Origin of the sequence: Burkholderia sp. BCC0419 (assembly GCF_902830285.1) — a bacterium.
Classification (GTDB): domain Bacteria; phylum Pseudomonadota; class Gammaproteobacteria; order Burkholderiales; family Burkholderiaceae; genus Burkholderia.
In genome coordinates this window covers 1,633,679-1,659,809 of the sequence record NZ_CADESR010000001.1, presented here as the reverse complement: position 1 = coordinate 1,659,809, position 26,131 = coordinate 1,633,679, and the positions used below count along the sequence as shown (strand labels likewise).

Sequence of the window (26,131 nt, the reverse complement as noted above, 5' to 3'; positions counted from 1 at the left end):
GCGTCGTACGGCCCTCGTGCCAGAGGCTGGCGAATGGTCTGACAACTGCGGTCAGGCAACCGCGTGCACGCGCTCCATCGTGCCGCCTTCATACAGCTTGCCGAAGCGGTTCGACAGGAACGCCTTCAGCGACACCTTTTCCTGCGGGATGAAACCGCTCTGCGGCAGCTTCTTTTCGCGGAACAGATCCAGCACCGCGCACATCGCGCCGGCCGTCGTGATCTGGATCGCGCTCATGTGCATCCCGCACACGTCCTTCGCGAAGATCTTGCGCGTGAACACGTCCTGCACCAGCTGGCCGTCCTTCACGCCCGTCACCGTGACGAACACGAGCACGACGTCCTGCTTCGTCGACGGCACCGCGCGGCGCATGATCGACTTCAGCGTGTCGCGGTCGGTCGACAGGCGCAGGTCTTCCAGCAGGAACTGGACGAGCTCGCGGTGGCCCGGGTAGCGCACCGACTTGTAGTCGAGCGTCTCGACCTTGCCCGACAGCGTCTCGCACAGCGTGCCGAGGCCGCCCGACGTGTTGAACGCTTCGTATTCGGTGCCGTCGAGCGAGAAGTGTTCGAGGCCTTCGAGCGGCTGCACCCACTGCTTGCGGCCGTCGCGGATCGCTTCGCACGGCTGACAGTATTCGTTGATCAGGCCGTCGACGCTCCACGTCAGGTTGTACTTCAGCGCGTTGGTCGGATATTCGGGCAGCGCGCCGACGCGCATCTTCACGTCGCGCACTTCGCTGAAGCCGTTCACGAGTTCGTGCGCGGCGATGCCGATGAAGCCCGGCGCGAGGCCGCACTGCGGCATGAACGCGCGGTCGGAGCCATCGGCCAGTTCGCGGATCGCGTGGGTGGCGCGCACGTCTTCGGTCAGGTCGAAGTAGTGAACGCCGGCAGCCTTCGCGGCGGCGGCCACGTTGACCGCGAGGTAGTAAGGCAGCGCATTGACGAGCGCATCGAAGCCCTTCACCGCTTCGCGAATCGCATTCGCGTCGGCCGAATCGACCCGCTGCGTCGCGATGCCTTCGCGCGACAGCTTCGCGAGCGCATCCGCGTCGCGGTCGAACGCGACGACTTCGTAGTCGCCCGTTTCGCGCAGCATGTGAGCAATGGTGTGGCCGATCAGACCTGCGCCGACGATGGCGATTTTCATGCGCTTATCTCCTGATGATGGGTTGGTGTTGTGGACGGCGTTGAGCCATGAACACAGTGTAGGGACGCTCAAAATCAGTTCCAAGACGAAGAATGATGCGAAACGACCGATAATTTCGACGTTATGACGACATATTTCGCCGAAATGACACATTCGTCTAAAAATCGCGTAGAGGCGCTGTCGCAAACCGGCCGTTGGCGGTTGCGCATCGCAATGACGAAAGCGAGAACGCACGGTGTGGCACCTGACGCACGAACTGCCCATGCGTCAGGTGCCGCACGGCGGTCGAAGCGGAATACGAAAGGAGATTCGGGAGAGAGGCGCGAAGTGCGCGGAAGGATGATGGCGGATGCCCGTACCGATCATGATGGACGGCGAAGGCCGATACGAATGCGTGCGGGAATGCGTGCGGGCACATACCCGACGCCAATCCGGGCGCCCGTGACGCAACGAAACCTGCGCCGCGCATGCGCTTGCGCCGTCATGCGCGGCGCAGCGTGCAACAGAATGGTCAGCCGCCGATCGTCCCGCGATCGATCTTGCGCGACAGGATGATCGATGTCGTCGTGCGCTCGACGCCTTCGAGCGTGCCGATCTGGTCGAGCAGGTCGTTGAGTCGTTCGGGCGAATCGGCGCGCAGCCACGCGACGTAGTCATACTCGCCGCTCACCGCGCACAGCAGCTGGACTTCCGGCATCCGGTCGAGCTTGCGCAACACGTCCTTGCCAAACTTCGGCGTGAGGATGATGCCGACGTACGCATAGATGCTGGCATCGAGCACGTCCTGCCCGAGCCGCACGCTGTACCCGGCGATCACGTTGGTGCGTTCGAGCCGCGCGATGCGCGCGACGACCGTCGTGCGCGCCACGTCGAGCTGGCGCGCGAGATCCGCGACGCTGGCGCGCGCATCGGCTTGCAGCAGCGCGACGAGTTGCCGGTCGAGATCGTCGAGTTGGTCGAGGCGGGGTGGACGCATGACGCTGGGCCGGCACGCATGTGCCGGCGGAGTGGAAAGTGACGCGATGATAGCGCCGAACGCCGGCGCGCCCAACCGGCATGGCCCGGATTCGAACCTTCGATTTCGATTCGTATCGGATGTAAGCAAGTGTCGCATTCACTGCCGCGCTGCATGCAACGTGCTACTAATAGCGTGCGACGCAAGATGCGCGCTGGCGGCAATGGCCGCCGCGCCCGCTCGCAAGACACCACCCCGGAGAGCCAACCATGAAGAAAATCTCGCTCACCCTCGCTACGCTCGTCGTTGCAGCCAGCGCATTCGCGCAAACCCCGGCGCAGCCGCAAGCGCCCGCCCAGGCGCCGGCCACGACCGCCGCGGCGTCGGCCCCGAGCGCCGAAGAGCGCGCGGCACGCCACGAAGCGCGCATCGAGCAACGCATCAAGTACCTGCACGACCAGTTGAAGATCACGTCGGCGCAGGAGCCGCAATGGAAGACGTTCGCCGACACGATGCGCGACAACGGCGCAACGATGGGCCGCCTCTATAGCGAACGGATGGCCAAGCACGACGTGTCCGCGCTCGACGACATGAAGCAGTACGCGGAACTGTCGCAGGCGAACGCCGACGGCGCGAAGAAGCTCGCCGACGCCTTCGCGCCGCTCTACGAGAGCTTCCCGGCCGAGCAGAAGGCGCTGGCCGACACGACCTTCCGCAGCTGGCTGCACCACGGCGGCGAGCACCGCGGCAAGGGCAAGACGAAGGGCAAGGAAGGCAAGGCGGCCGCCGCGCCGGCCGCGAGCGCACCCGTGCAGCCCTGACGCCCTCCCCGCCGGCGCCGTGCTGCCCGCCCGGGCCGAACGGCGCCGCGCCGCTATGGGCGACCGGCGCGTCACACGGCGCGCCGAATTCGGGATAAGCTCCCGGCTTTTCCCGCTTTCCCGCCCTTCCCCATGCTCGAACTCAAGCAACTCGATCTGCGTACCGATCCGCAGGCCCGTCGCGTCGTCAAGGACGAAACCGTCGCCGTGTCCTTCGCGGACGCCGACGGCGAACTGATGAGCCTCGAAGGCCCGAACCGTTATGTCGCGGGCGACGCATTGATCACCGGCTCGACCGGCGACCGCTGGGTCGTGTCGCGCGCGCGCTTCGACGCCAAATACCTGCCCGCCGATCCGGCGCTCGCGCACGGCGCGCCGGGCGCCTACCGCAACCGGCCGGCCGTCGTGCTCGCGCGCCGGATGGACGAACCGTTTACGATCGCCCGCTCGGAAAACGGCGACACGCTGCGCGGCGTCGCCGGCGACTGGGTGATGCAATACGCGCCCGGCGACTACGGTGTCGTGCAGGCGCAGCGCTTCGCGCAGGTCTACCGCGACGCGTAACGCACCGCGCCGGCCCGAGGCCGGCGCCGCCGCTCACGCAAAGTCTTCGTCGAGTTCGAGTTCCGCGTCGCACTCGACGGCCTCGCCGGCCGCGTGCCGCTCTTCGAGCGACCCGAGCATCGCTTCCGTATACGCATGCAGCACCGCATGGCTGCGCGCGCGCTGCATCGGCTTGAGCGCCAGGTAGCGCGCGAGCGCGGCCGGCACGACCCGGATGTCGAGCGTCATCCGCTTCGGCGTCGCGCCGAACCGCATCGCCAGCCAGTGCACGGACAGGAAGCGCCCGCGCGCATCGCTGCTTTCGGCGAAGCGCGTCTGCTCCGGAAACAGATCGCAGATCACGCGCGCAAGCGCATCGAATTCCGCGCTCTGGCATTCGATCAGATAGTCGTCCATTGCGTCTTCCCCGTCAGGCCGCCGCACGCGACGGCCGGCACGTCTTCACCAGCACGACCACCAGGATCGCGGCCAGCAAGAAATACGCGGCCTCGGCCCACGCGGCCGGCAGCACGCGCACCTGATACAGCAGCGTCGGCGTCGCCGCGAGCGCATGCAGCACGATCGCGAGCGGCAGCACGGCCATTCGGCCGGCCCGCACGCCGCGCCACACCAGCACCGACAGCGCCAGTTGCACCGCGAACGCCGCGCAGCGTTCGAGCAGCAACAGCAGGATCGACTGGGCCGACAGCGTCGCGAGCATCATGTGCAGCCGCACCACGGTGTCGACCGGCAGGTCGGACAGCTGCGTCTCGAGCTGGCCGCGGCTCGCGAGCCACGCGAGATACGACCACTGGCCCCACACCAGCACGCCGACGAACCACGCTTCTGCGCCGGCGTGGCCGATCCCGTAGCCGATCCCGCGGCCGTCGCCGGCCGATGCGCCATAGCGGCGGTTCAGGACATGCATCCCCAGATAGCGGCCGACTTCCTCGAACACGGCGGTCGCGAGCGCGCCGTACGCGACGAACGCGAGCGGCTGCGTCAGCCAGCCGTCCTCGGGCGTGTGGCTCAGCACGAGCCCGTGGAACGCGCGCTCGAGGATCATCGCAAACAGCGTGAAGACGGCGACGCCGACGATCGTGTCGCGGCGGTTGAGCGCAAGCGGCTTGCGCAGGAGGCGGTAGAGGACGAGCGGCAGCAGCGCGATGATCAGCGTGGCGGCGATCAGCGCCGCCAGCGTGACGGGAGCGACAGTCATGTAGTTCCTTGTTCGGGGCGGCGCACCTGACGCGCCGCGTGCCCCGAATGATACTCAGCTTGCGGTCGACGCGCGCGCAATCAGTTCGCCGGGCAGCATCGCGACGCGCACGTCGCCCGCCGCGCCGTCGATCCGCTCGTGCACGAATTCGACGGCCTTGTAGCCGATTTCGTAGGTCGGCTGACGGATCGTCGTGATGCCGATCAGCTCGGCCCATTCCGGATCGTCGATCGACAGCAGCGCCGCCTGCTGCTGCCACGCGGCGCCGAACCGCGCCCTCAAGTGGCGCGCGATTGCAAGCGCGACCGGCGCGTTCGCGGCGAACAGCGCCGCGCGCACGCCGCGCCGGGCCGCATCGTCGATGCGGGCATCGACGTCGGCGAGCGCCGCCGCGGCCGCATCGGATTCGTCCAGGTCGAGCACGATCGTCGACGGCACCGCCAGCCCGCGCGCCGCCAGCGCCGCGCGGAACGCGGCCTCGCGCACGCGCCGCGAGCTGACGCGCTCGAACGGCTGCACGACGAAATGGATCGCGTCGAAACCGTGTTCGACCAGGTGCGCGAGCGCCGTCTCGATCGCGTCGCCGTTGTCGAGGCCGATCAGGTCGGCCTCGAAGCCCTCGACCGTGCGGTCGACGAGCACGGCCGGAATGCCCGCGCCGCGCAGCGGGCGCAGCACGTCTTCGTCGGCGCCGAGCGCATTGACGATCAGCCCTTCGACGCGGTAGGTCGTGAGCAACTGCAGGAAGCGGCGCTCCATCTCGACTTCGTTCGCCGCGTGACAGATGAGCGGCATGTAGCCGAGCGCATGGCACGCGGCCTCGACGCCCTGCAGCACTTCGATGGTGTAAGGATTGGTCAGGTCGGCCGCGAGCATGCCGAGCAGCCGGTTGCGGCCGCGCTTGAGCCCGCGCGCCATCTGGTTCGGCCGGTAGTTGAGCCGCGCGATGGCCGCCTCGATCCGCTGGCGCAGATCGACGGACAGCACGTGCGTCTCGCCGTTCAGGTAGCGCGAAACGCTGGTCTTGCCCGTGCCGGCCTCGCGCGCGACGTCGCTGATCGTCGCCGGACGCGTCGTGGAAGGTTGCGAATCGGTCACTGTCGTGCCTCGCGACGTACGATCTGCGCCGCTTCGTGAGCAGACGGACCTTTGTTGTTGGAAACGTAAGCCAACCGGCGGCCTCCCCTGTCCTGGCGCGTCGGCGCCTGCGCTGGCCCGGTGCTTCGCGCTCGAGCAGCGCCCGCCAGTCGCGTGCTACAGCAGTCGGCCGCACCGGACCTGGCGCGGATGCCCGTCGCGCGACGCTACCGGCCGCGTGGCCGGCCGTCGATGCGACGCGAGCGGGCGATCATAACGCAGCCAGCCCGCCGGCACCAAGATCATCGACTCTAACGGCGCCGGCACCGCGCCGGCCGGTTGCCGGAAGCGGCTCAGGCGTGCGCCAGCGCATCCGGATTGACGAGATTCGTGCGCAGCGTGCCGGCCAGCGCGCCGACCAGGTTTTCCGCGGCGCAGCGCGCCATCGCATGGCGCGTCTCGTGCGTCGCCGAGCCGATATGCGGCAGCGCGACGACGTTCTTCATCTGCAGCAGCGGCGAATCCGCCGGCAGCGGCTCCTGCTCGAACACGTCGAGCCCCGCGCCGCGGATCGTCCCCGCGCGCAGCGCGTCGACCAGCGCGGCTTCGTCGACGACGGGCCCGCGCGACGCATTGATCAGGATCGCGCTGCGCTTCATCTTCGCGAATTCGGGCGCGCCGATCAGGTGGCGCGTGTCGGGCGACAGCGGCACCTGCAGGCACACGAAATCCGACTGCGCGAGCAGTTCGTCGAGCGTCACGCGCCGGGCGCCGTACTGCGTCTCGGCCTCGGCATGCGCGGACCGGTTCGCGTACAGCACCTGCATCCGGAAGCCGAGCGCCGCACGCCGCGCGACCGCGCCGCCGATCCGCCCGAGCCCGACGATGCCGAGCGTCTTGCCCTGCACGTCGGTGCCGTACAGGTCCGGGCCGATGCTGCGCTGCCAGTGGCCGGCCTTCACCCACTCGGCCAGCTCGACCACGCGCCGGGCGGAGGCCAGGATCAGCGAAAACACCGTATCGGCCGTCGACTCGGTCAGCACGTCCGGCGTATGCGCGAGCACGATGCCGCGCCGCGTGAGATCGGCGACGTCGAAGTTGTCGTAGCCGACCGAGATCGTCGACCACGCCTTCAGCCGCGGGGCGCGGTCGAGCATCTGCGGCGTGACCTTCAGGCTCGCGCCGATCGCGCCGTCCGCGTCGCCGAGCGCAGCGGCGAGCGCATCGGCGCCGTCGGCCTGCACGACCTCCGCATGCTCGCGCAGGTACGCGAGAACGTCATCGGGCAGCGGCTTGTACGCGACGATACGGGGCTTCATCGTTTCATTTTCCTTGCAGCGGCGCGGCGAGCGGATGCGCATCGCGCGCCTGGGGTTTGACGGACAGCGTGAGGATCACCGCGGCGACGAGCGCGGCGCTCATGAATGCGTACGACGCGACGGGCGACCCGGTCGCACCGTTCAGGTAACCGACGAAGTACGAGCCGACGAACGAGCCGAGCGCGCCCATGCTGTTGATCAGCGCCATCGCGCCACCGGCGACGTTCTTCGGCAGCAGTTCCGGCACGATCGCGAAGAACGGGCCGTACGGCGCATACATCGCGGCGCCCGCGACGACCAGCAGCGCATACGAGATCCAGAAATGCGACGAGCCGAGCGCGTACGACGCGGCGAACGCGGCCGCGCCGACCAGCAGGAACGGCCACACGAAGCCGCGGCGCGAGCCGACCTTGTCGGACGCCCACGACGCGGCCAGCATCGCGATCGTCGCGGCGAGGTACGGCAGCGCCGACAGCCAGCCGGTCGCGACCATCCCGAGGTCGGAGCCGTTCTTCACGATCGACGGCAGCCACAGCACGAAGCCGTACACGCCGATGCTCCAGCAGAAATACTGCGCGCACAGCTTGATCACGGCCGGCGAGCGGAACGCCTCGCCATAGTTGCGCACCGGCTTGATCGCCGCCTGCTCGGCCGCGAGCGCGGCGTCGAGGTCGCGCTTTTCCTGCGCGCTGAGCCACGACGAATCGGCCGGCTTGTCCTGCACGAGGAACCACCAGCACACGGCCCAGATGACGGCCGGCACGCCTTCGGCGATGAACATGTGGCGCCAGCCGAATTCATGCACGAGATAACCGGACACGATCGACATCCACAGCACGGTGACCGGGTTGCCGAGGATCAGGAACGTGTTCGCGCGCGAGCGCTCGTTCTTCGTGAACCAGTTGCTGATGTAGATCAGCATCGCCGGCATCACGGCCGCCTCGACGATGCCCAGCACGAAGCGGATCGCCATCAGCGACGGGATGTTGCTGACCACGCCGGTCAGTGCCGCGCAGCCGCCCCACAGCACGAGGCTGACGAACACGAGCTTCTTCACGCTGCGGCGTTCCGCATAGATCGCGCCGGGGATCTGGAAGAAGAAGTAGCCGAGGAAGAACAGCGCGCCGATCAGCGACGACAGGCCCTTGCTGATCCCGAGATCCTGGTTGATACCGGCCGCCGCCGCGAACCCGTAGTTCGCGCGATCGAGGTAAGCGAGGCTGTACGTGATGAAGACGATCGGCATGATCGTCCACCAGCGTCGAGCTGCGAGATTGGCTGCCATCAGAGTGTCTCCTGAGTAGACCGGCATCGGCGCATCGTTGCGTCGTCCGGTCTCATGCAAAACCGTGCATGAAGCACGAAATGGATCCGCGGATTGTGCCGTGTCCGGCCTCTCATTGCGCGGTGACGGTTTCCTCTAAGCGATCGGCGTGATTGCTGACATTTTCGAGCCGGTCGAGCGCGTCGCGCGTCGGCAACCCTTCCGAATCGCCGATCACCTGGATCGCGAGCGCACCGATCCGGTTGCCGCGCGCGACCGCCTGCTCGACGCTCCGGCCTTCGAGCAGCGCGCTGACCACGCCGACCGCGAAGCCGTCGCCGGCGCCGACCGTATCGACGACCTTTTCAACGCGCTCGCCGGCGACTATGCCTTCGCGGCCGTCGGCCGTGCGGAAATACGCGCCTTGCTCGCCGAGCTTGATCACGACGCCGCGCGCGCCCCGCGCGAGATAGAAGCCCGCGATGTCGGCCGGCGTGTCGTGCCCGGTGAGTTGCCGACCTTCGGCCAGGCCCGGCAGCACCCAGTCGGCGAGCGTCGCGAGTGCATTCAGGGTCTTCGCCATCACGTCGGCGGACGGCCACAGTGTCGGGCGCAGGTTCGGGTCGAACGAGATCGTCTTGCCGGCCGCACGCATCTCGCGCGCGAGCCGGAAGGCGAGTTCGCACGACGTCGCCGAGATCGCCGGCGCGACGCCCGTCAGGTGCAGATGGCGCGCGCCGAGCACGTAGTCGGCCACGTAGTCGTCGCACGACAGGTGGCTCGCCGCCGAGCCCTTGCGGAAATATTCGACGATCGGGTCGCTGCCGTCGTCGTTGCGCGACTTCAGCTGGAAACCGGTCGGATAGCGCGGGTCGACGGTCACGCACGATGCGTCGATGCCCTCGCGCGCCAGCGTGTCGAGCACGTAGCGGCCGAACGAATCGCGGCCGACCCGGCTCATCCAGCCGACCCGGAAGCCGAGCCGCGACAGGCCGATCGCGACATTGAGATCGGCGCCCGCGATCCGCTTCGCGAATTGCCCGGCGTGCGCGAGATGGCCCGGTTCCGTCGCGACGAACATCGCCATCGCTTCGCCATAGGTCACGACATCGAGTGCTGCTTTCATGACTGAACTCCTCTGGATCCTGCTGCCGTCACGCGGTCGCGAGCCACGCGACGCGCCGGCAGGCATCGCCGGCCAGGTCGGCCGCGTCGAACGGGAACTCGATGCCGCGCGGCGCGTGCTGCGGCAGCGCGGCGAGCACGCCGGTCACGAGCGGATCGTTCGGCGCCGGCGCGGCGGCGAAACGACGCGCGCCCTCGCCTTCGATGGTCTTGCAATGAATGTATTCCACATGCGGCGCGAGCACCTGTGCGCAGTCGAGCGGCGCTTCGCCGCGCCACTGCCAGTTGCCGATGTCGAACGTCATGCCGAGCGCATCGGGCATGCCGGCATCGGCCAGCGCGTCGAACAGCCCGCGGAACTGCGCGAACGCGCCGCCGATCTCGGGCTGGCCGTTCTCGACCACCACGCGGGCCCGCGCGCCGCGCGACAGCGCGACGATCTCGGCCGCGTGCGCGTCGCCGGCGAAGCCGCCGAGCTGGAATTTCACGAAGCGCGCACCGAGCGCGTCGGCTTGCACGAGCGCGTCGCGCAATGCGTCGGCATCGAGCGCACCCGTTTCCGTATACAGCGAGTCCGGGGTCGAATAGACCGACCACAGCCCGTGGCCGGCGATTTGCGCACCGAGCGCGGCCAGCGCGCCGGGCGCCGTGTCGTCGTCCGACGCGAACAGCTCGCGCCGCACCTCGAAACCGGACGCACCGGATGCCGCCACGGTGGCGATGAATGCACTGTGGCCCTCCTGGCGCACCCGGTCCATCCCGAATGCGCTCGCCACGATCACGATGTCTGCCATGTTGCCCTTTTTCACCGGAATGGAACCGGTTCCATTTGCTTGAGACGGATGGTGCGCTTCGCTTCAGACCCACGCCATAGAGGAAATCCCTAAGACTGCTTGGCGCGCAAATACGCGTCCGACGGCGGGCAATGCGTGTTCCCGGAGCGGCTTCGGCCGCCTACGCGAGATCCTGCGCGAGACTCATTTCGAGGAATTGCGCGGCGACCCGCGACGGTGCGCCGCCATGCGGCACGAGAATGGAGAAATGCCGCGTGAGCGGCGCGGGCGCCAGCGAGCGCAACACCAGCGCCGCCTCCTGGTGACGCAGCGACATCGCGGACACGAACCCGACGCCCATCCCGGCGCGCACGGCCTCCTTCACGGCCTCGACCCCCGCGATCTCGAACGCGACGCGCATCGGCGCGCCGCCATGCGCGAACGCGCGCTCGACGAGTTGCCGCACGGCGGAGCCCGCCTCGCGCAGCACGAGCGGATGCGCGGCGAGCGCGTCGAGCGTCACGCCCGCGTCGTAGTCGGGCGCCGCGAGCGGATGGCCGGCCGGCACGATCGCGACGATCTCGTCCTCGTGCCACGCGTGCACGGCCGTTCCCGGCGGCAGCGCCTCGCCGGGCGGCCCTTCGATCAGCGCGATGTCGAGCGACGGCAGCGCCGCGACCACGTCGGCCGTATTGCCGCTCATCGTCTGGATCGACACGCGCGGCGCGCGCGGCTGGAACGCCGCGATCAGGTACGGCAGCAGGTAGCTCGCGGGCGTCGTGCTCGCGCCGATGCGCAGCGTGCCGGCTTCCAGCCCGCGTACCGCGTCGCGAAACGCACGCGCCTGCGCGAACGTGTCGCGCTGCGCCTTCGCATACTGCGCGAGCTGTTCGCCGACCGGCGTCAGGCGGATGCCGCGGCCGTCGCGCTGGTACAGCGGCTCGCCGAACTCGTCCTGCAGCAGCCGCAACTGGCCCGACACGGCCGGCTGCGACAGATGCAGCGCCACGGCGGCGCGGCTGATGTTCAGATGCTCGGCGACGGCGGCGAACGTTATCAGTTGATCCGGGGTCATGGGGATGAATTATCGGCTTTCCGGATAGTTTACGTCACAAATCACAATTTTTCATATCGATATAACGAAATTAGGATTACAGCATCGCCACACGCTCCATCACGGTGCTTCCATGTCCACTGCTCCGACTCCCCCTCTCAGCCACGCCGCGCCGTCGAGGCGCGGCCAGCTGAACGGCGTGCTGTTCGTCGCGCTGTTTGCCGCCGCCGTCACGAGCCTGTCCCAGCTTCCCGCGATTGCGGGGCTCGGCCTGTCGCCGCTGATCGTCGGCATCGTCGCCGGGGCGTTGTACGGCAACGGCCTGCGCGACGGCATGCCGGCCAGCTGGGCGGCCGGCGTCAACTTCTCCGCACGCAAGCTGCTGCGCATCGCGGTCGCGTTCTTCGGGTTGCGCGTGAGCCTGCAGGAAATCGCGCAGGTCGGACTGCCGGGCCTCACGGTGTCGGTGCTGGTCGTCGTCAGTACGCTCGTGATCGGCACCTGGGTCGGCATGAAGCTGATGAAGCTCGACCGCGACGCCGCGCTGCTGACCGCCGCCGGCAGCGCGATCTGCGGCGCGGCCGCCGTGCTCGCGTTCGAGTCGACGCTGCAGTCGAAGCCGCACCAGAGCGCAATGGCCGTCGGCAGCGTCGTGTTGTTCGGCACGCTGTCGATGTTCCTGTATCCGCTCGCCTATCACGCCGGGCTGCTGAACCTCGATCCGGCCGGCCTCGGCCTGTTCTTCGGCGGCACGATCCACGAAGTCGCGCAGGTGGTCGGCGCGGCGAGCGACATCAGCCCGCAGGTCGCGCACGTCGCGACGATCGTGAAGATGACGCGCGTGATGCTGCTGGTGCCGGTGCTGCTCGCGCTCGGCTGGTGGCTCGCCCGTTCGGCGCGCTCGGCGCACGACGCGGCCGGCGGCGCGCAAGGCAAGCGCAAGGTGGCGGTTCCGTGGTTCGCGCTCGGCTTCCTCGGCTTCGTGATCGTCAATTCGCTGAACGTGCTGCCCGCGGATGTCACGCATACGCTGAACGTGCTCGACACCTTCGCGCTGACGATGGCCATGACCGCACTCGGCATCGAAACGCGCGTCGCGCAGATCCGCGCAGCCGGCCCGCGTGCGCTGATGACCGGCCTGATCCTGTACGTGTGGCTGATCGCCGGCGGCTACGGGATCACCTGGGCCGTGCAGCACTGGTTTGGCTGAGCCGCCTATCCGCGACGGTTCGCGCGCCGCGCCCTACGGGAAGCCCGACGGGGAGCCCGACGGGGAGCCCGACGGGGAGCCCGACGGGAGAGTCCCGCGGGCGCGGCGCAGTGCTATGCTTCGCGTCGTTTTCCATCGCCCCCTTTCAGCCGTGCTCTCGTTCCTGCTGAAGCTGCGCACTCGCGCGCAAACGCTGTTCCGCCTGTCGGACGCCCATACGATGCTGATCTGGTCGGCCATCGTCGGCGTCGGCGGCGCCTTTGCCACGATGGCGTTCCGCGAAGGCATCGACCTGATGCAGCGCCTGATCTCGGGGCACAGCGGCAGCTTCGTGCAGATGGCCAAGAGCCTGCCGTGGTACGTGCGGTTCTGGATGCCGGCCGCGGGCGGCTTCCTCGCCGGCTGCGTGCTGCTGCTCGCGACGCGCGGCGACCAGCAGGCCGCCAAGACCGACTACATGGAATCGGTCGCGCTCGGCAACGGCGTCGTGCCGGTGCGGCAGAGCCTGTGGCGCAGCGTGTCGTCGCTGCTGACGATCGGCAGCGGCGGCTCGATCGGCCGCGAAGGCCCGATGGTGCAGCTCGCGGCGCTCGCCGCGTCGCTGGTCGGCCGGTTCGTGCACTTCGATCCGCCGCGCCTGCGCCTGCTGGTCGCGTGCGGCGCGGCGGCCGGTATCACGTCCGCGTACAACGCGCCGATCGCCGGCGCCTTTTTCGTGTCGGAGATCGTGCTCGGCACGATCGCGATGGAGAGCTTCGGGCCGATGGTTGTCGCGTCGGTCGTCGCGAACATCGTGATGCGCGAATTCGCCGGCTACCGGCCGCCATACGAGATGCCGGTGTTTCCGGCCGTGACGGGCCCCGAGGTGCTGCCGTTCGTCGTGCTCGGCGCGCTGTGCGGCGTGCTCGCGCCGCAGTTCCTGCACCTGCTCGACGCGTCGAAGACGCAGTTCAAGCGGTTACCGGTGCCGCTGCCCGTGCGGCTCGCGCTCGGCGGCCTCGTGGTCGGCGTGATCTCGGTATGGATTCCGGACGTGTGGGGCAACGGCTACAGCGTCGTGAACCACATCCTCCATTCGCCGTGGACCTGGCAGGCGCTCGTCGCGGTACTCGTGTTCAAGGTGATCGCGACCGCCGCGACGGCCGGCTCGGGCGCGATCGGCGGCGTGTTCACGCCGACGCTGTTCGTCGGCGCCGTGTTCGGCTCGCTGTTCGGGCTCGCGATGGACGCGCTGTGGCCGGGCCATACGTCCGCGTATTTCGCGTACGCGATCGTCGGGATGGGCGCGTTCATGGCGGGCGCCACGCAGGCGCCGCTGATGGCGATCCTGATGATCTTCGAGATGACGCTGAGCTACCAGGTCGTGCTGCCGCTGCTGGTGTCGTGCGTGTTCGCGTATTTCGTCGCACGCGCGACGGGCACGACGTCGATGTACGAAATCACGCAGCACCACTACCAGGACGCGCAGGAGCGGCAGCGGCTGCGCACCACGCAGATGCGCGAGCTGATCCAGCCCGCGCAGACGGTCGTGCCGCTCACCGCGAGCGTCGCCGACATGACGCGCGTGTTTCTCGAATATCCGGTGAAGTACCTGTACGTGACCGACGACGCCGGGCGCTTCCGCGGCGCGGTCGCGCTGAAGGACATCACGTCCGATTTGCTCGACAAGCGCGACACGACCGACAAGACGGCCGCGCACTACGCGCATACGCCGTTTCCGCTGCTCACGCCCGACATGCCGCTCGCGACCGCGCTCGAACGCTTCATGGCGTTCCAGGGCGAACGGCTGCCGGTGATCGAGAGCGAAGCCGAGCCGACGCTCGCGGGCGTCGTCTACAAGACGTCGCTGCTCGACGCCTACCGGCGGATGACCGGCGAGCGCTGACGCGCATCGCCGCACCGTCCACGCCGGTCAGTCCGGCGCGCGCCCGAGCACGACCCGCGCGAAGAACCCCGCGAGCACCGATTCGGCCACGTCGACCGAGACGTGCTGCGGATCGGCCGTGTAATACGACTGCACGCCGTCGCACAGGCACATCAGCCCGAACGCGAGCGTGTCGGCCGGCAGCAGCAGCGGCGTGCCCGAGCGCTCGGCGAAGCGCTCGATGAATTCGGCCATCTGCACGCGCTTGCCGTGCAGGAACTGGTTGAAGCGCACGCGGAATTTCGCGTCGCGCGCCGCCTGCAGCTTCGCCTCGCCCCACAGCAGCGAGTATTCGTCGTCGCGAAACAGCGTCCGGTAATACGCGAGCGCCATCGATTCCATCTGCTCGCGCGTGCCGCCCCCTTCGAAAATCGCCTCGAAGTCGGCCCGCACCTCCTCATGGTTGCGCTCCAGCAATTCCAGCAGCAGGTCGGACTTGCTGCGGAAATTCGAGTAGAACGCGCCGCGCGTATAGCCCGCCGCCGCCGCGATGTCCTCGACGCTCGCGGCCACATAGCCTTTCTTCAGAAAAATGCGATGCGCGGCTTTCAGCAGACGTTCGCGCGTCTGGTCCCGGCTCTGCTCGCGAGTTAAGCGCTGTGGTTTCATGCCGCGCAGTCTAGCATCCCTTCCCTTTCAGATTCATCTTTGCATTCAGATACAGGTGTGTATTAGAATCCGCCACAGTTTCTGAAGATGTCGTTCGTCTGTCCGCGTGCGCCGGTGCCGGCGCCGCTTGGGGCAAGCGCCCGCCGCGCTTGCCGGCTTCGTTCCGCTCCACCTCACCTGGGGGTTTCGTGAATCGCTCCGGTTCCCGCGCCGCGCTGCTGATCAGCGCCGCGCTCGTCCTTGCCGCCTGTCATCCGAAAGAATCCGCGCCGCCCGCCCCGCGCCCCGTCGTCGCGCTGCCCGCACGGGCCGACACCCTCGCGGCCGCGCGCACGCTGCCCGGCGACATCCAGCCGCGCTATGCCACCCCGCTGTCGTTCCGCATCGCCGGCAAGATCATCGAGCGCCGCGTGCGGCTCGGCGATACGGTGAAGGTCGGCCAGGTCGTCGCGCTGCTCGATCCGTCCGACGTCGAGAAGAACGCCGCGAGTGCGCAGGCGCAACTCGATGCCGCGTCGCATAGCCTCGCGTTCGCGAAGCAGCAGCTCGACCGCGATCGCGCGCAGGCCCGCGAAAACCTGATCGCGACCGCGCAGCTCGAACAGACCCAGAACAGCTACACGTCGGCGCTCGCGCAGCGCGACCAGGCGCAGCAACAGCTTGCGCTCGCGAAGAACCAGCTCCGCTACGCGACGCTCGTCGCGGACCATGCGGGCACCATCACCGCCGAACAGGCCGATACCGGCCAGAACGTGTCGGCCGGCCAGCCGGTCTACCAGCTCGCGTGGTCGGGCGACGTCGACGTGGTCAGCGACGTGCCCGAGGCCGCGCTCGCATCGCTCGCGCCCGGTCATGCCGCCACCGTCACGCTGCCGTCGCTGCCGGGCCGCCGGTTCGCCGCGAAGGTGCGCGAAATCGCGCCGGCCGCCGATCCGCAAAGCCGCACCTACCGCGTGAAGCTCACGCTCGGCGCACCCGATCCGGCGATCCGGCTCGGGATGACCGCGGATGTCGCGTTCGACGGCGCGCCGGCGGCCGGCGATACGCAGCCGATCACGCTGCCCGCGACCGCGCTGTTCCACGACGGCGCGCAACCGGCCGTATGGGTCGTGCGCACCAAGGACGACACGCTCGAACTGCGCCGCGTCGACGTCGCCCGCTTCAACGAGCGCACCGTCACCGTGTCGCACGGGCTTCAGCCGGGCGAGCGCGTCGTGCTGCAGGGCGTGCATACGGTCAGCGCGGGCGAGAAGGTCCGCGCGATCGCGCCGCTGCATCCGGAGGACTTCGCATCGTGAGCGTCTCCCACGAAGAAGGCCGGTTCAACCTGTCCGCATGGGCGCTGCGCCACCAGGCGCTGGTCGTCTACCTGATCGCGCTCGCGACGCTCGCGGGCATCCTCGCTTACACGCGGCTCGCGCAATCCGAAGACCCGCCGTTCACGTTCCGCGTGATGGTGATCCGCACCTTCTGGCCCGGCGCGAGCGCGCGGCAGGTGCAGGAACAGGTGACCGACCGGATCGGCCGCAAGCTGCAGGAAACGCCGGCCATCGATTTCCTGCGCAGCTATTCGCGCCCCGGCGAATCGCTGATTTTCTTCACGATGAAGGATTCGGCGCCGGTGAAGGACGTGCCCGAGACCTGGTACCAGATCCGCAAGAAAGTGGGCGACATCGGCTATACGCTGCCGCCCGGCGTGCAGGGCCCGTTCTTCAACGACGAATTCGGCGACGTCTACACCAACATCTGGACGCTCGAGGGCGACGGCTTCACGCCCGCGCAACTGCACGACTACGCGGACCAGTTGCGCACCGTGTTGCTGCGCGTGCCGGGCGTCGGCAAGGTCGACTATTTCGGCGACCCCGACCAGCGGATCTTCATCGAGGTCAACAATGCGCAGCTCACGCGCCTCGGCATCTCGCCGCAGCAGCTCGGGCAGGCGATCAACGCGCAGAACGACATCTCGTCGGCCGGCGTGCTGACGACCGCCGACGATCGCGTGTTCGTGCGGCCGAGCGGCCAGTTCGACAACGTCGGCGCGATCGCCGATACGCTGATCCGCATCAACGGCCGCACGTTCCGGCTCGGCGATCTCGCCACCGTCAGGCGCGGCTACGACGATCCGACCGTCACGCAAATGCGGATGGCTGGTCCAGGCGCGGCCGGTCCAGGCACGAGCGGCAAAGCCGTGCTCGGCATCGGCGTCACGATGCAGCCGGGCGGCGACGTGATCCGGCTCGGCAAGGCGCTCGACGCCGAATCGAAGGACTTGCAGGCGCAACTGCCGGCCGGCCTCAAGCTGACGCTGGTGTCGAGCATGCCGCACGCGGTCTCGCATTCGGTCGACGACTTCCTCGAAGCGGTCGCCGAAGCGGTCGCGATCGTGCTGGTCGTGAGCCTCGTGTCGCTCGGGCTGCGCACCGGGATGGTCGTCGTGATCTCGATCCCGGTCGTGCTCGCGGTCACCGCCCTCTTCATGTACCTGTTCGACATCGGGCTGCACAAGGTGTCGCTCGGCACGCTCGTGCTCGCGCTCGGGCTGCTCGTCGACGACGCGATCATCGCGGTCGAGATGATGGCCGTGAAGCTCGAACAGGGCTACACCCGCGCGCGCGCCGCTGCGTTCGCGTACACCAGCACCGCGTTCCCGATGCTGACCGGCACGCTCGTCACGGTATCGGGCTTCCTGCCGATCGCGCTCGCGAAATCGAGTACCGGCGAATACACGCGCTCGATCTTCGAGGTGTCGGCGATCGCGCTGATCGCGTCGTGGTTCGCGGCCGTCGTGCTGATCCCGCTGCTGGGCTTCCACATGCTGCCCGAGCGCAAGCGGCACGCGCACGAGGCGCACCTGCCCGACGATCATGAGCACGACATCTACGACACCCGCTTCTACCGGCGGCTGCGCGGCTGGATCGACTGGTGCATCGAGCGGCGCTTCGTCGTGCTGCTGATCACGGGCGCCCTGTTCGTCGTGGCGATGATGGGCTTCTCGCTGGTGCCGCAGCAGTTCTTCCCGAGCTCCGACCGGCCCGAGCTGCTGGTCGACCTGCGGCTGCCGGAAGGCGCGTCGTTCGCGGCGACGCTGCGCGAGACCGAGCGGCTCGAGAAAGCGATCGACAAGCGTCCCGAGATCGACCATTCGGTGAGCTTCGTCGGCAGCGGCGCGCCGCGCTTCTACCTGCCGCTCGACCAGCAGCTGCAACTGCCGAACTTCGCGCAGTTCGTGATCACCGCGAAATCGGTCGAGGATCGCGAGAAGCTCGCGACCTGGCTCGAAACCACGCTGCGCGACACGTTCCCTGCCGTGCGCTGGCGCCTGTCGCGGCTCGAGAACGGCCCGCCGGTCGGCTATCCGGTGCAGTTCCGCGTGAGCGGCGACAGCATCGCGACGGTCCGCTCGATCGCCGAGAAGGTCGCGGCGACGATGCGCGGCGATGCGCGCACGGTGAACGTGCAGTTCGACTGGGACGAGCCGGCCGAGCGCTCGGTGCGCTTCGAGCTCGACCAGAAGAAGGCGCGCGAGCTGAACGTCACGTCGCAGGACGTGTCGAGCTTCCTCGCGATGACGCTGTCCGGCACGACCGTCACGCAGTATCGCGAGCGCGACAAGCTGATCGCCGTCGACCTGCGCGCGCCGCGCGCCGACCGCGTCGATCCGGCGAAACTCGCGGGCCTCGCGCTGCCGACGCCGAACGGCCCCGTGCCGCTCGGCTCGCTCGGCCGCTTCACGCCTACGCTCGAATACGGCGTGGTGTGGGAACGCGACCGCCAGCCGACCATCACCGTGCAGTCGGACGTGCGCGCCGGCGCCCAGGGCATCGACGTCACGCATGCGGTCGACGCGAAGCTGAACGCGCTGCGCGCGCAGTTGCCGGTCGGCTATCAGATCAACATCGGCGGCTCGGTCGAGGAAAGCGCGAAGGCGCAGACGTCGATCAACGCGCAGATGCCGCTGATGGCGATCGCCGTGTTCACGCTGCTGATGATCCAGCTGCAGAGCTTCTCGCGCGTGCTGATGGTCGTGCTGACCGCGCCGCTCGGGCTGATCGGCGTGGTCGCGACGCTGCTGCTGTTCGGCCAGCCGTTCGGCTTCGTCGCGATGCTCGGCGTGATCGCGATGTTCGGGATCATCATGCGCAACTCGGTGATCCTGGTCGACCAGATCGAGCAGGACATCGCGGTCGGCCACGGCCGCGTCGACGCGATCATCGGCGCAACCGTGCGGCGCTTCCGACCGATCACGCTGACGGCCGCGGCCGCCGTGCTCGCGCTGATCCCGCTGTTGCGCTCGAACTTCTTCGGGCCGATGGCGACCGCGCTGATGGGCGGCATCACGAGCGCGACCGTGCTGACGCTGTTCTACCTGCCTGCGCTGTACGCGACGTGGTTCCGCGTGAAGCGCGACGAACGCGACCCGCAGGACGGCCCGCCGCCAGGCGGCAGCACGCCGGCCGCGCCGTCGGGAGCCTGACCATGGATCGATCGATGACCCTGAAAACGAAAGCCGTGCGGCTGCTCGCGGCGGCGAGCGTCGCCGGCCCGCTCGCGGGCTGCGCGTGGTTCGCGCCGAGCGGCGAGCCGCCCGCGATGCCATCGCCCGCGCACTATGGCGCCGCGCCGCAAGTCGAGCAGACCGTGTCCGCGCAAGGCGTGGCGCAGCAGTTCGAGGTCGGCGCGCAACCGGTGCCGGACTGGTGGAAGCAGTACCGTTCCGATGCGCTGAACGCGCTCGTCGACGAAGGGCTGCGCAACAGCCCGACGCTGGGTGCGGCGTCGCATTCGCTCGATGCCGCGCGCGAACAACTGCGCGGACAGATCGGCAGCTCGATGCTGCCGTCGATCGACGCGGTCGGCCAGGCCACGCGCCAGCGTGCGCTCGGCGTGCCGATTCCCGCGCTCGGCGCGCCGACGCTGCTGTACGACACGTTCGTCGGGCAACTGCAGGCGAGCTACACGGTCGACCTGTTCGGCGTGTCGCGCTTCGCGAACCGCGCGCTCGCGAAACGCGTCGACGTCAGCGCGTTCCAGCTCGAATCCGCGCGGCGCGCGCTGGCCGCGAACATCGTGACCGCGTCGATCACCGTGTCGGTGCTCAATGCGCAGATCGAGACGACCGAGCGGCTCGTCGCGCTCGCGAACGACCAGGCGCACGACGCCGAGCGCCGCCATGCGCTGGGTTCGGCATCGCGCAGCGACGCGCTGAATGCCCGGCAAAGCGCCGACACGTTCGCGGCAAGCCTGCCCGCGCTGCGCCAGCAGCGCGACTCGGCGCGCCATGCGCTCGCGGTGCTGGTCGGCCGCACGCCCGACCGGCCGCCGGCCGATCTCGCGCTCGCCGATCTGCACCTGCCCGAGCAGGTGCCCGTCGTCGTGCCGTCGGACCTGCTGCAAAGCCGCCCGGACATCCAGGCCGCCGACGCGGGGCTGAAGGCCGCCGCCGCCGAAGTGGGCCTCGCGACCGCGCAGATGTTCCCGCAACTGTCGCTGTCGGCGGCGATGGGCAAAGGCGGCTTCAGTTGGCCGGCGATGCTGTCGGGCGCCGGCGCGATCTGGAACGTCGGCGCGTCGCTGAGCCAGCCGATCTTCCACGGCGGCGCGCTGCTCGCCCAGCGCCGCGCGGCGAAGGCGACCTACGAGGCCGCGGTCGACCAGTACAAGCAGGCGGTGCTGGGCGCGTTCCAGAACGTCGCCGATTCGCTCGCGGCGCTCGAGCACGACGCGGAGGCGCTCGATGCGTCGTCGCGCGCCGCGCTGTCCGCACGCGGCGCATACGACGACGCGGCCGCCCGCGTGCGGCTCGGTGCGCTGCCGCCGTCGGCCGCGCGCGCGAGCGAGTTGCAGTACCGCAATGCGCGGCTCGACGAGATTCGCGCGACCGGCGCACGGTTCGCGGATACCGCGCGGCTTTACCAGGCGATGGGCACGCCGCCCGCCGACAACGGCGACAAGTCCGGCAAAACCGCGAGCGCCGCCGGCAAGGACGCGCGCGCCGCCACGCCCGACGCCGCGCCTTCGGCGCAGTAACCCGCCCCTTCGATCGGACGTGCGTGCGGCTCCCCGCAACGCCCGTCCGATCGCCGATCTTCCGCTTGACCCTCACGTAGCGTAACGTTCGAGACTCCAGTGTGCGCACCGAACGGAGGAACGAATGCGGCTGAAAGTGGGAGAACTGGCGAAACGCAGCGGGTTGACCGTCCGCACGCTTCATCACTATCACGCAATCGGTCTGCTGACGCCTTCGGCGCGCGCCGACAACGGCTACCGGCTGTACGACCGCGACGACATCGCCCGGCCTCACCAGATCCAGGCCCTGCGTCGCTTCGGACTGTCGCTCGCCGAAATCGGCGACTACCTGAACCAGCCCGGTACCCCGCTCGTCGATCTCGTCGCGAAGCAGATCGCGTCGCTCGACCGCCAGCTCGCGCAAACCGCGCAGCTGCGCGAGCGGCTCGCGCGCCTGCATGCGCAGCTCGCGGCGGGCACCGAGCCGGAACTGGCCGATTGGCTCACCACACTGGAGTTGATGACCGTGTACGACAAATATTTCTCCGAGGCGGAACTCGCGCGCCTGCCGATGTACCAGAAGAGCCAGGCAGGCGACGCGGAATGGATCGCGCTCGTCGACGAGGTCCGTGTGCTGCACGATGCGGGCGTGCCCGCCGAGGACGAGCGCGTCCGTGCGCTCGCCGCGCGCTGGATGGCGCTGCTGGTGCGCGACACGAACAACGATCCGCGTTTGCTCGCGAAGCTGAACCTGATGCACGAGCACGAACCGTCGATGCAGTCGAAGATCGGCATTTCGACCGCGTTGCGCGACTATGTCCTGCGTGCTTCGTCGGAAACGAAGATGCGGCTCTTCGAGAAGTACCTCGCGCCGGACGAGATCCGCTTCATGCGGGCGCACTACCGCGAACGCGCGATGGAATGGCCGCAACTGATGGCCGACGTGCGCGACGCGATCGACGCGGGCACGCAGCCCGATTCGCCGCAAGGCCGCGCGCTCGCGCAGCGCTGGCTCGAGCTGTTCTGCAGCTACGCGGGCCACGATCCGGCCACGCACGCGAAATTCCGCCAGGCGCTGATGAACGAGCCGGCGCTGACGAAGGATTCGTGGACCGACGACACGCTGCTCGGTTTCGTGCGCGCAGCGATGGCGCAACTGGCGCCGGTGCGCTGATCGCATGACTGGCGGGCGGCAAGCGGGTGTCCCGTGTGCCGCCCGTTTCACCATTGGCAGCCGGTATCGCGAACCGCATCCAGCGCGAGCATCGGCAAGGCGAGCAAGCCCGCACCCGCGTACGCGTTCCGGCAATCGGCACGACGCGCGCCCGACATGCCATCAGCCAGCTTCGCGTCGACGGTGTTACGGCGCGGCAACGCGCCGCCTGACGATGCGCTCAGCGCACCGACGGCCGCCTGCGCGGGGCTGCGCGCTGCGCGTTGCGGTGCACCGATCGCGTCCAGATCGCGACGCCAGTCGAGATCGGGGCTGGCAGCGGTCGCCGGGGCGTTGTCACGTGCGTCGGCGGTCGTCCCGCTTTGCCTGTGTGGCGTACTCGGCGCATCCGGAGACGAACGCGCCGCCCTACGCGCGTTCGCCACCGCAGCAGCACGTTTCGCCGATTGCACGGCGCCTCGCCCGCCTGCGCTCGGGCCGGCCCGCCCGATCTCGCGCGCGATCACCTCGGGTTTCGGCCGCGCGGGAATCAACTCGACGCGCAGCGCGGTCCGCGGCTTCTCGCTCGTTTTCGGGCCGGCCGGCGTCGGCGCCCATTGCAGCACGAACCATCCGAGCAGGTGGATCGACACGGACACCGCGACAGCCAGCGCGACGACACGCGACCGACGGCGCCCCGCCGCATCGACACGCCGCGTGCGCGCTGCGTCAGTCGGGCTCGCCGCCGCCGTCATCGCTGAACGCGAGCAGGTCGCCCGGCTGGCAGTCGAGATAACGGCAGATCGCCTCGAGCGTCGCGAAGCGGATGCCCTTCACCTTCCCCTGCTTGAGCAGCGACAGATTCTGCTCGGTGATGCCGACGGCTGCGGCCAGATCCTTCGAGCGAACCTTGCGCATCGCGAGCATCACGTCGAGCTTGACTACGATCGTCATCGCGCGCCTCAGACGAATTGCCGATGCTCGGCGTCGAGCTCGCTCGCCTGCCGGAGAATGTGCGCGATGACCGCGATGCACGCGGCCGTGAACAGCGCGACCACGTACGGCATGGTGAAGCCGATGCTGACCACACGATGGCCGACCGGTTCGCGCAGCGTCGCCCACACGCTCAGCAGCGGCTCGCACACCAGGCTCAGCACCACCCACAGGCCGATCGCGCGCCCCGTCTTGCCGAGATGGCCGGCCGCCTGCGCAGAGAAATAGTCGCGCCGCGCATACGTGCGGAACAGCGCGCGCAGATGACGAAGGCCGTTTGCGAGCGCGATCAGCGGCACGCTCGACAGCAGGATGCCGACCGCCTTCTGCCACCACGGGAACGCGGCAACGTCCACGTGCAGGTTCGTGAGCACCGAATCCGTGAGGCCGAAGACGAAGCCGGGCCCCGACGCTGTGTCCAGCGATGGAAACAGCCAGCACGCAGCGTTGAGCACCAGCATGCAGACGATGAACCCCAGCGTGACGGTGGCCATCTGCTGGCTGATACGGGCAATGCGATCGGAATGCATGACGTCTCCTCGACGACGAATGAACGAGCATCGATTGTACGTCGATAATTATCGTAAAACGATAATTAATTGTCGTCTTGTTGTGATTTTTTATTGCCCAACATGCTTGACCAGCGTCGATCCGCCCATGTCGCGCGCACTGGCCGGACGCCCGCCTAGTCGTTGCGCGCGCTGATCCCGCGCCAGTGCTTCGTCATGTAGCGCAGAAACGCGGGCTGCGCCTTCAGGTCCGCATTCGGTACGGGCGCCGCGCCGGCGTCGACGAACTTGCCGTTGACCGTCACGGTTTCCTCGCCGCGCAGCACGTATTTCGTGCCCGCGTCGATCAGGAAGTACTTGACCTGATCGGCGCTCACGTCGCCGCGGCAACCGATCTTGTACGCGAACAGGAACTGCTTGCGGCCGTTGCCGAGCAGGTCGCGCATTTCGATCGACTTCGGTACGACGTCGAGAATCACGTCGACCGGACATGCCTTCACGTAGTCGCGCACCGTCCAGTCGGGGTGACCGTCGAGCGTCGCGGACACCTTGAGCTCGACGTCGTCGCCGGACGCGGTTCTGGCGAGCGTCACCGCGTGCGCGCCGGCCGCATCGGTCCACGTGTAGTCGGCGGCGTGCGCCGGGCTGGCCAGCGCTGTGATTGCAAGGGTTGCAAGCAACAGGCAACGCGAGAGGGCATGTTTTTTCATCGGCGATGGCGAAAGCGCGGGAATCGAACGCGCCATTATCGGCAAAGCCGCGTGCCGCCGCCAGCCGCGCGCGACAGGCCCGTTCAGCGCTCGCGCGAGCCGAGGCCGAGCGCCTTCATCCGCCGGTACAGCGTCCGTTCGCTCAATCCGAGCTGCTCGGCGAGCGCCTTGCGCGTGCCGTCGAACGCGCGCGCGATACGGACCAGCTCCGCATCCGACACGCCGCGCGCGTCCACCGCCTGCGCGTGCGGCGCCGCCGCTGCCGCGACGAGCTCGGCCGGCAGATGTTCGACGCGAATCGTCCCGTCGTCCGCGAACAGGCACGCGCGTTCGAGCACGTTGCGCAGCTCGCGGATGTTGCCGGGCCACGCATACGCGTCGAGGCACGCCCGCGCGCGCTCGGTCAGCATGAATGGCCGGGCATTAGCGTCGCCGGCCTTGCCGCGCGCGTTCGCGATCCGCTGCAGGATCGATTCGGCCAGCAGCGCGACGTCGCCGCGCCGCTCGCGCAACGCCGGCAGCGGAATCGGGAACGCGTTGATCCGGTAGTACAGATCCTGCCGGAATCGGCCGTCGTCGATCATCTCGCGCAGCGGCTTGTGCGTGGCCGCGACGAGCCGGAAATCGGCGCGCAGCGCCTCGACGCCGCCGACGCGCCGGAACGTGCCCGATTCGATCAGCCGCAGCAGCTTCACCTGCATCGGCAGCGGCACGTCGCCGATTTCGTCGAGAAACAGCGTGCCGCCCTGCGCGGTTTCGACGAGGCCCGGCTTGCGCTGGTTCGCGCCCGTGAACGCGCCCTTCTCGTAGCCGAACAGTTCGCTCTCGAACAGCGTCTCGGCGATCCCCGAGCAATCGACGACGACGAACGGTCCCATCGCGCGATCGCTCGCTTCGTGCAGCGCGCGGGCGAACAGCTCCTTGCCGGTGCCCGATTCGCCGAGCAGCAGCACCGGCAGCATCGACGGCGCGACGCGCTGCAGCGCGCCGAGCGCCGCGTTGAACGCGTCGGCGCCACCGACGAGCCCTTCCGCGCTCGGCTGCGCGGACGCGCTGCGCACCGTCGTCAGCCGCTCGACATACGCGATCACGTTGCCGTCCGCATCGAAGATCGGCCGCAGCTCGACGTCGACATGCTCGGGGCCGCGCGGCGTGTGATGGATATGCAGCACGCGGTTCAGCCCGTGCGATTCGAGCGCCTGCTTCATCGGGCAATGCTCGCCAGCCTGGTCGCACGGCACGTCGTAGTGATGCGACACCTGGAAACAGTGCCGGCCCACGTGCTCGACACCGGCCACCCCGAACTGGCGCCGGTACGCATCGTTCGCCGCGAGGATGCGGTAGTCGGGGTCGACCACGATCATCGGCTGCGGGTCCTGCTCGAGATACGCGACGAGCGCGCGCACGTCGGGCATCGCATCGTGACGCGGTGCGGGGACGATCGGGATGGTGTCGTGCGGATTCATGCGTCGGCTCGCTCGGCGAAGGGGCGCCCGGACGGACTGCCAGGCTGACTGCCAATTCTGCCATGACACTGCCAGTTGTGGCAGTCCTCGTCCGCCACCGGATATCGCTGCCGCATTCTCGACGCCGCCAACGCCCCGAAAACCCGAGCCGAATCAAGGCCCTGCCACATCGACCAGGGCCGCGCCGCAGGTTGGCATGCTTCTTGAGATAAAGACCGCGATTGCAGATGCAGAACCCGATCGAGGACA

Annotated in this window: 24 protein-coding genes; 8 read left to right on the top strand and 16 right to left on the bottom strand. The window is 68.6% G+C overall.

All coding sequences use genetic code 11. The features are described from left to right. Positions 1–51: 51 nt before the first annotated feature. Positions 52–1,152: a saccharopine dehydrogenase C-terminal domain-containing protein gene (locus HWW87_RS07440; RefSeq protein ID WP_034181371.1), complete on the bottom strand. Its 1,101-nt coding sequence runs from the start codon at positions 1,150–1,152 to the stop codon at positions 52–54. A gap of 511 nt (positions 1,153–1,663) precedes the next feature. Next, on the bottom strand, positions 1,664–2,128 hold the full coding sequence (locus HWW87_RS07435) for an Lrp/AsnC family transcriptional regulator (protein ID WP_006481526.1): 465 nt from the start codon (positions 2,126–2,128) through the stop codon (positions 1,664–1,666). Between the two features lie 248 nt (positions 2,129–2,376). Between HWW87_RS07435 and HWW87_RS07430 the strand changes: the two genes are divergently transcribed. Continuing rightward, complete coding sequence (locus HWW87_RS07430; RefSeq protein ID WP_175819782.1) at positions 2,377–2,928, top strand: Spy/CpxP family protein refolding chaperone; 552 nt, start codon at positions 2,377–2,379, stop codon at positions 2,926–2,928. A gap of 132 nt (positions 2,929–3,060) precedes the next feature. Next, entirely contained in the window at positions 3,061–3,492 is a 432-nt protein-coding gene (locus tag HWW87_RS07425) for a PGDYG domain-containing protein (protein WP_175819781.1), read from the top strand. A gap of 33 nt (positions 3,493–3,525) precedes the next feature. Here HWW87_RS07425 and HWW87_RS07420 read toward each other — a convergent pair whose 3' ends face one another. From HWW87_RS07420 to HWW87_RS07385, 8 genes are all read right to left on the bottom strand, one after another. Beyond that, positions 3,526–3,888 (bottom strand): DUF3022 domain-containing protein, encoded by a 363-nt coding sequence (locus HWW87_RS07420; RefSeq protein WP_175819780.1) that lies wholly within the window; start codon positions 3,886–3,888, stop codon positions 3,526–3,528. Between the two features lie 13 nt (positions 3,889–3,901). Beyond that, positions 3,902–4,690, bottom strand: coding sequence for a YhfC family glutamic-type intramembrane protease (locus tag HWW87_RS07415; RefSeq protein ID WP_175819779.1), 789 nt, complete (start codon positions 4,688–4,690; stop codon positions 3,902–3,904). Positions 4,691–4,744: 54 nt separating this feature from the next. Then, the gene (locus HWW87_RS07410; RefSeq protein ID WP_175819778.1) at positions 4,745–5,788 is read right to left on the bottom strand and encodes a LacI family DNA-binding transcriptional regulator; all 1,044 of its coding nucleotides are present in this window, start codon (positions 5,786–5,788) and stop codon (positions 4,745–4,747) included. A gap of 332 nt (positions 5,789–6,120) precedes the next feature. Next, positions 6,121–7,086: an NAD(P)-dependent oxidoreductase gene (locus HWW87_RS07405; protein ID WP_175819777.1), complete on the bottom strand. Its 966-nt coding sequence runs from the start codon at positions 7,084–7,086 to the stop codon at positions 6,121–6,123. Between the two features lie 4 nt (positions 7,087–7,090). Further along, positions 7,091–8,371 (bottom strand): MFS transporter, encoded by a 1,281-nt coding sequence (locus HWW87_RS07400; RefSeq protein ID WP_175819776.1) that lies wholly within the window; start codon positions 8,369–8,371, stop codon positions 7,091–7,093. 112 nt (positions 8,372–8,483) lie between these two features. Then, the gene (locus tag HWW87_RS07395; RefSeq protein WP_175819775.1) at positions 8,484–9,476 is read right to left on the bottom strand and encodes a sugar kinase; all 993 of its coding nucleotides are present in this window, start codon (positions 9,474–9,476) and stop codon (positions 8,484–8,486) included. A 28-nt stretch (positions 9,477–9,504) separates the two neighbouring features. Continuing rightward, the gene (locus HWW87_RS07390) at positions 9,505–10,269 is read right to left on the bottom strand and encodes a TIM barrel protein (RefSeq protein WP_175819774.1); all 765 of its coding nucleotides are present in this window, start codon (positions 10,267–10,269) and stop codon (positions 9,505–9,507) included. Between the two features lie 160 nt (positions 10,270–10,429). After that, positions 10,430–11,323 carry a LysR family transcriptional regulator gene (locus HWW87_RS07385; protein ID WP_175819773.1) on the bottom strand — a complete coding sequence of 298 codons (894 nt, stop codon included), beginning with the start codon at positions 11,321–11,323 and terminating at the stop codon, positions 10,430–10,432. 112 nt (positions 11,324–11,435) lie between these two features. On the opposite strand from HWW87_RS07385, the gene HWW87_RS07380 reads away from it, so the two are divergent. Then, on the top strand, positions 11,436–12,512 hold the full coding sequence (locus HWW87_RS07380; protein ID WP_175819772.1) for a YeiH family protein: 1,077 nt from the start codon (positions 11,436–11,438) through the stop codon (positions 12,510–12,512). Between the two features lie 151 nt (positions 12,513–12,663). After that, positions 12,664–14,397 (top strand): ClcB-like voltage-gated chloride channel protein, encoded by a 1,734-nt coding sequence (locus tag HWW87_RS07375; protein WP_208449935.1) that lies wholly within the window; start codon positions 12,664–12,666, stop codon positions 14,395–14,397. Positions 14,398–14,424: 27 nt separating this feature from the next. On the opposite strand, the gene HWW87_RS07370 is transcribed toward HWW87_RS07375, so the two are convergent. Next, positions 14,425–15,045 carry a TetR/AcrR family transcriptional regulator gene (locus HWW87_RS07370; protein WP_050015483.1) on the bottom strand — a complete coding sequence of 207 codons (621 nt, stop codon included), beginning with the start codon at positions 15,043–15,045 and terminating at the stop codon, positions 14,425–14,427. Positions 15,046–15,233: 188 nt separating this feature from the next. Between HWW87_RS07370 and HWW87_RS07365 the strand changes: the two genes are divergently transcribed. The 4 genes from HWW87_RS07365 (at position 15,234) to HWW87_RS07350 (ending at position 22,225) form a co-directional block, all read left to right on the top strand. Further along, positions 15,234–16,343: an efflux RND transporter periplasmic adaptor subunit gene (locus HWW87_RS07365; RefSeq protein ID WP_175819770.1), complete on the top strand. Its 1,110-nt coding sequence runs from the start codon at positions 15,234–15,236 to the stop codon at positions 16,341–16,343. Next, positions 16,340–19,519, top strand: coding sequence for an efflux RND transporter permease subunit (locus HWW87_RS07360; protein WP_175819769.1), 3,180 nt, complete (start codon positions 16,340–16,342; stop codon positions 19,517–19,519). The genes HWW87_RS07365 and HWW87_RS07360 overlap by 4 nt, the downstream gene beginning before the upstream one ends. 2 nt (positions 19,520–19,521) lie before the next feature. Beyond that, positions 19,522–21,072 (top strand): efflux transporter outer membrane subunit, encoded by a 1,551-nt coding sequence (locus HWW87_RS07355; RefSeq protein WP_175819768.1) that lies wholly within the window; start codon positions 19,522–19,524, stop codon positions 21,070–21,072. 124 nt (positions 21,073–21,196) lie between these two features. Next, positions 21,197–22,225: a MerR family transcriptional regulator gene (locus HWW87_RS07350; protein ID WP_175819767.1), complete on the top strand. Its 1,029-nt coding sequence runs from the start codon at positions 21,197–21,199 to the stop codon at positions 22,223–22,225. Positions 22,226–22,272: 47 nt separating this feature from the next. Here the strand turns inward: HWW87_RS07350 and HWW87_RS07345 are convergent, their stop codons facing one another. From HWW87_RS07345 to HWW87_RS07325, 5 genes are all read right to left on the bottom strand, one after another. Next, complete coding sequence (locus HWW87_RS07345) at positions 22,273–22,959, bottom strand: hypothetical protein (protein WP_175819766.1); 687 nt, start codon at positions 22,957–22,959, stop codon at positions 22,273–22,275. Beyond that, the gene (locus tag HWW87_RS07340; protein WP_012328573.1) at positions 22,934–23,158 is read right to left on the bottom strand and encodes a helix-turn-helix transcriptional regulator; all 225 of its coding nucleotides are present in this window, start codon (positions 23,156–23,158) and stop codon (positions 22,934–22,936) included. The genes HWW87_RS07345 and HWW87_RS07340 overlap by 26 nt, the downstream gene beginning before the upstream one ends. A gap of 8 nt (positions 23,159–23,166) precedes the next feature. Continuing rightward, the gene (locus tag HWW87_RS07335) at positions 23,167–23,727 is read right to left on the bottom strand and encodes a DUF2975 domain-containing protein (protein WP_174387767.1); all 561 of its coding nucleotides are present in this window, start codon (positions 23,725–23,727) and stop codon (positions 23,167–23,169) included. A 155-nt stretch (positions 23,728–23,882) separates the two neighbouring features. Continuing rightward, positions 23,883–24,416: a DUF4124 domain-containing protein gene (locus tag HWW87_RS07330; RefSeq protein ID WP_175819765.1), complete on the bottom strand. Its 534-nt coding sequence runs from the start codon at positions 24,414–24,416 to the stop codon at positions 23,883–23,885. 83 nt (positions 24,417–24,499) lie between these two features. Continuing rightward, the gene (locus HWW87_RS07325; protein ID WP_175819764.1) at positions 24,500–25,882 is read right to left on the bottom strand and encodes a sigma 54-interacting transcriptional regulator; all 1,383 of its coding nucleotides are present in this window, start codon (positions 25,880–25,882) and stop codon (positions 24,500–24,502) included. Between the last annotated feature and the right edge of the window lie 249 nt (positions 25,883–26,131).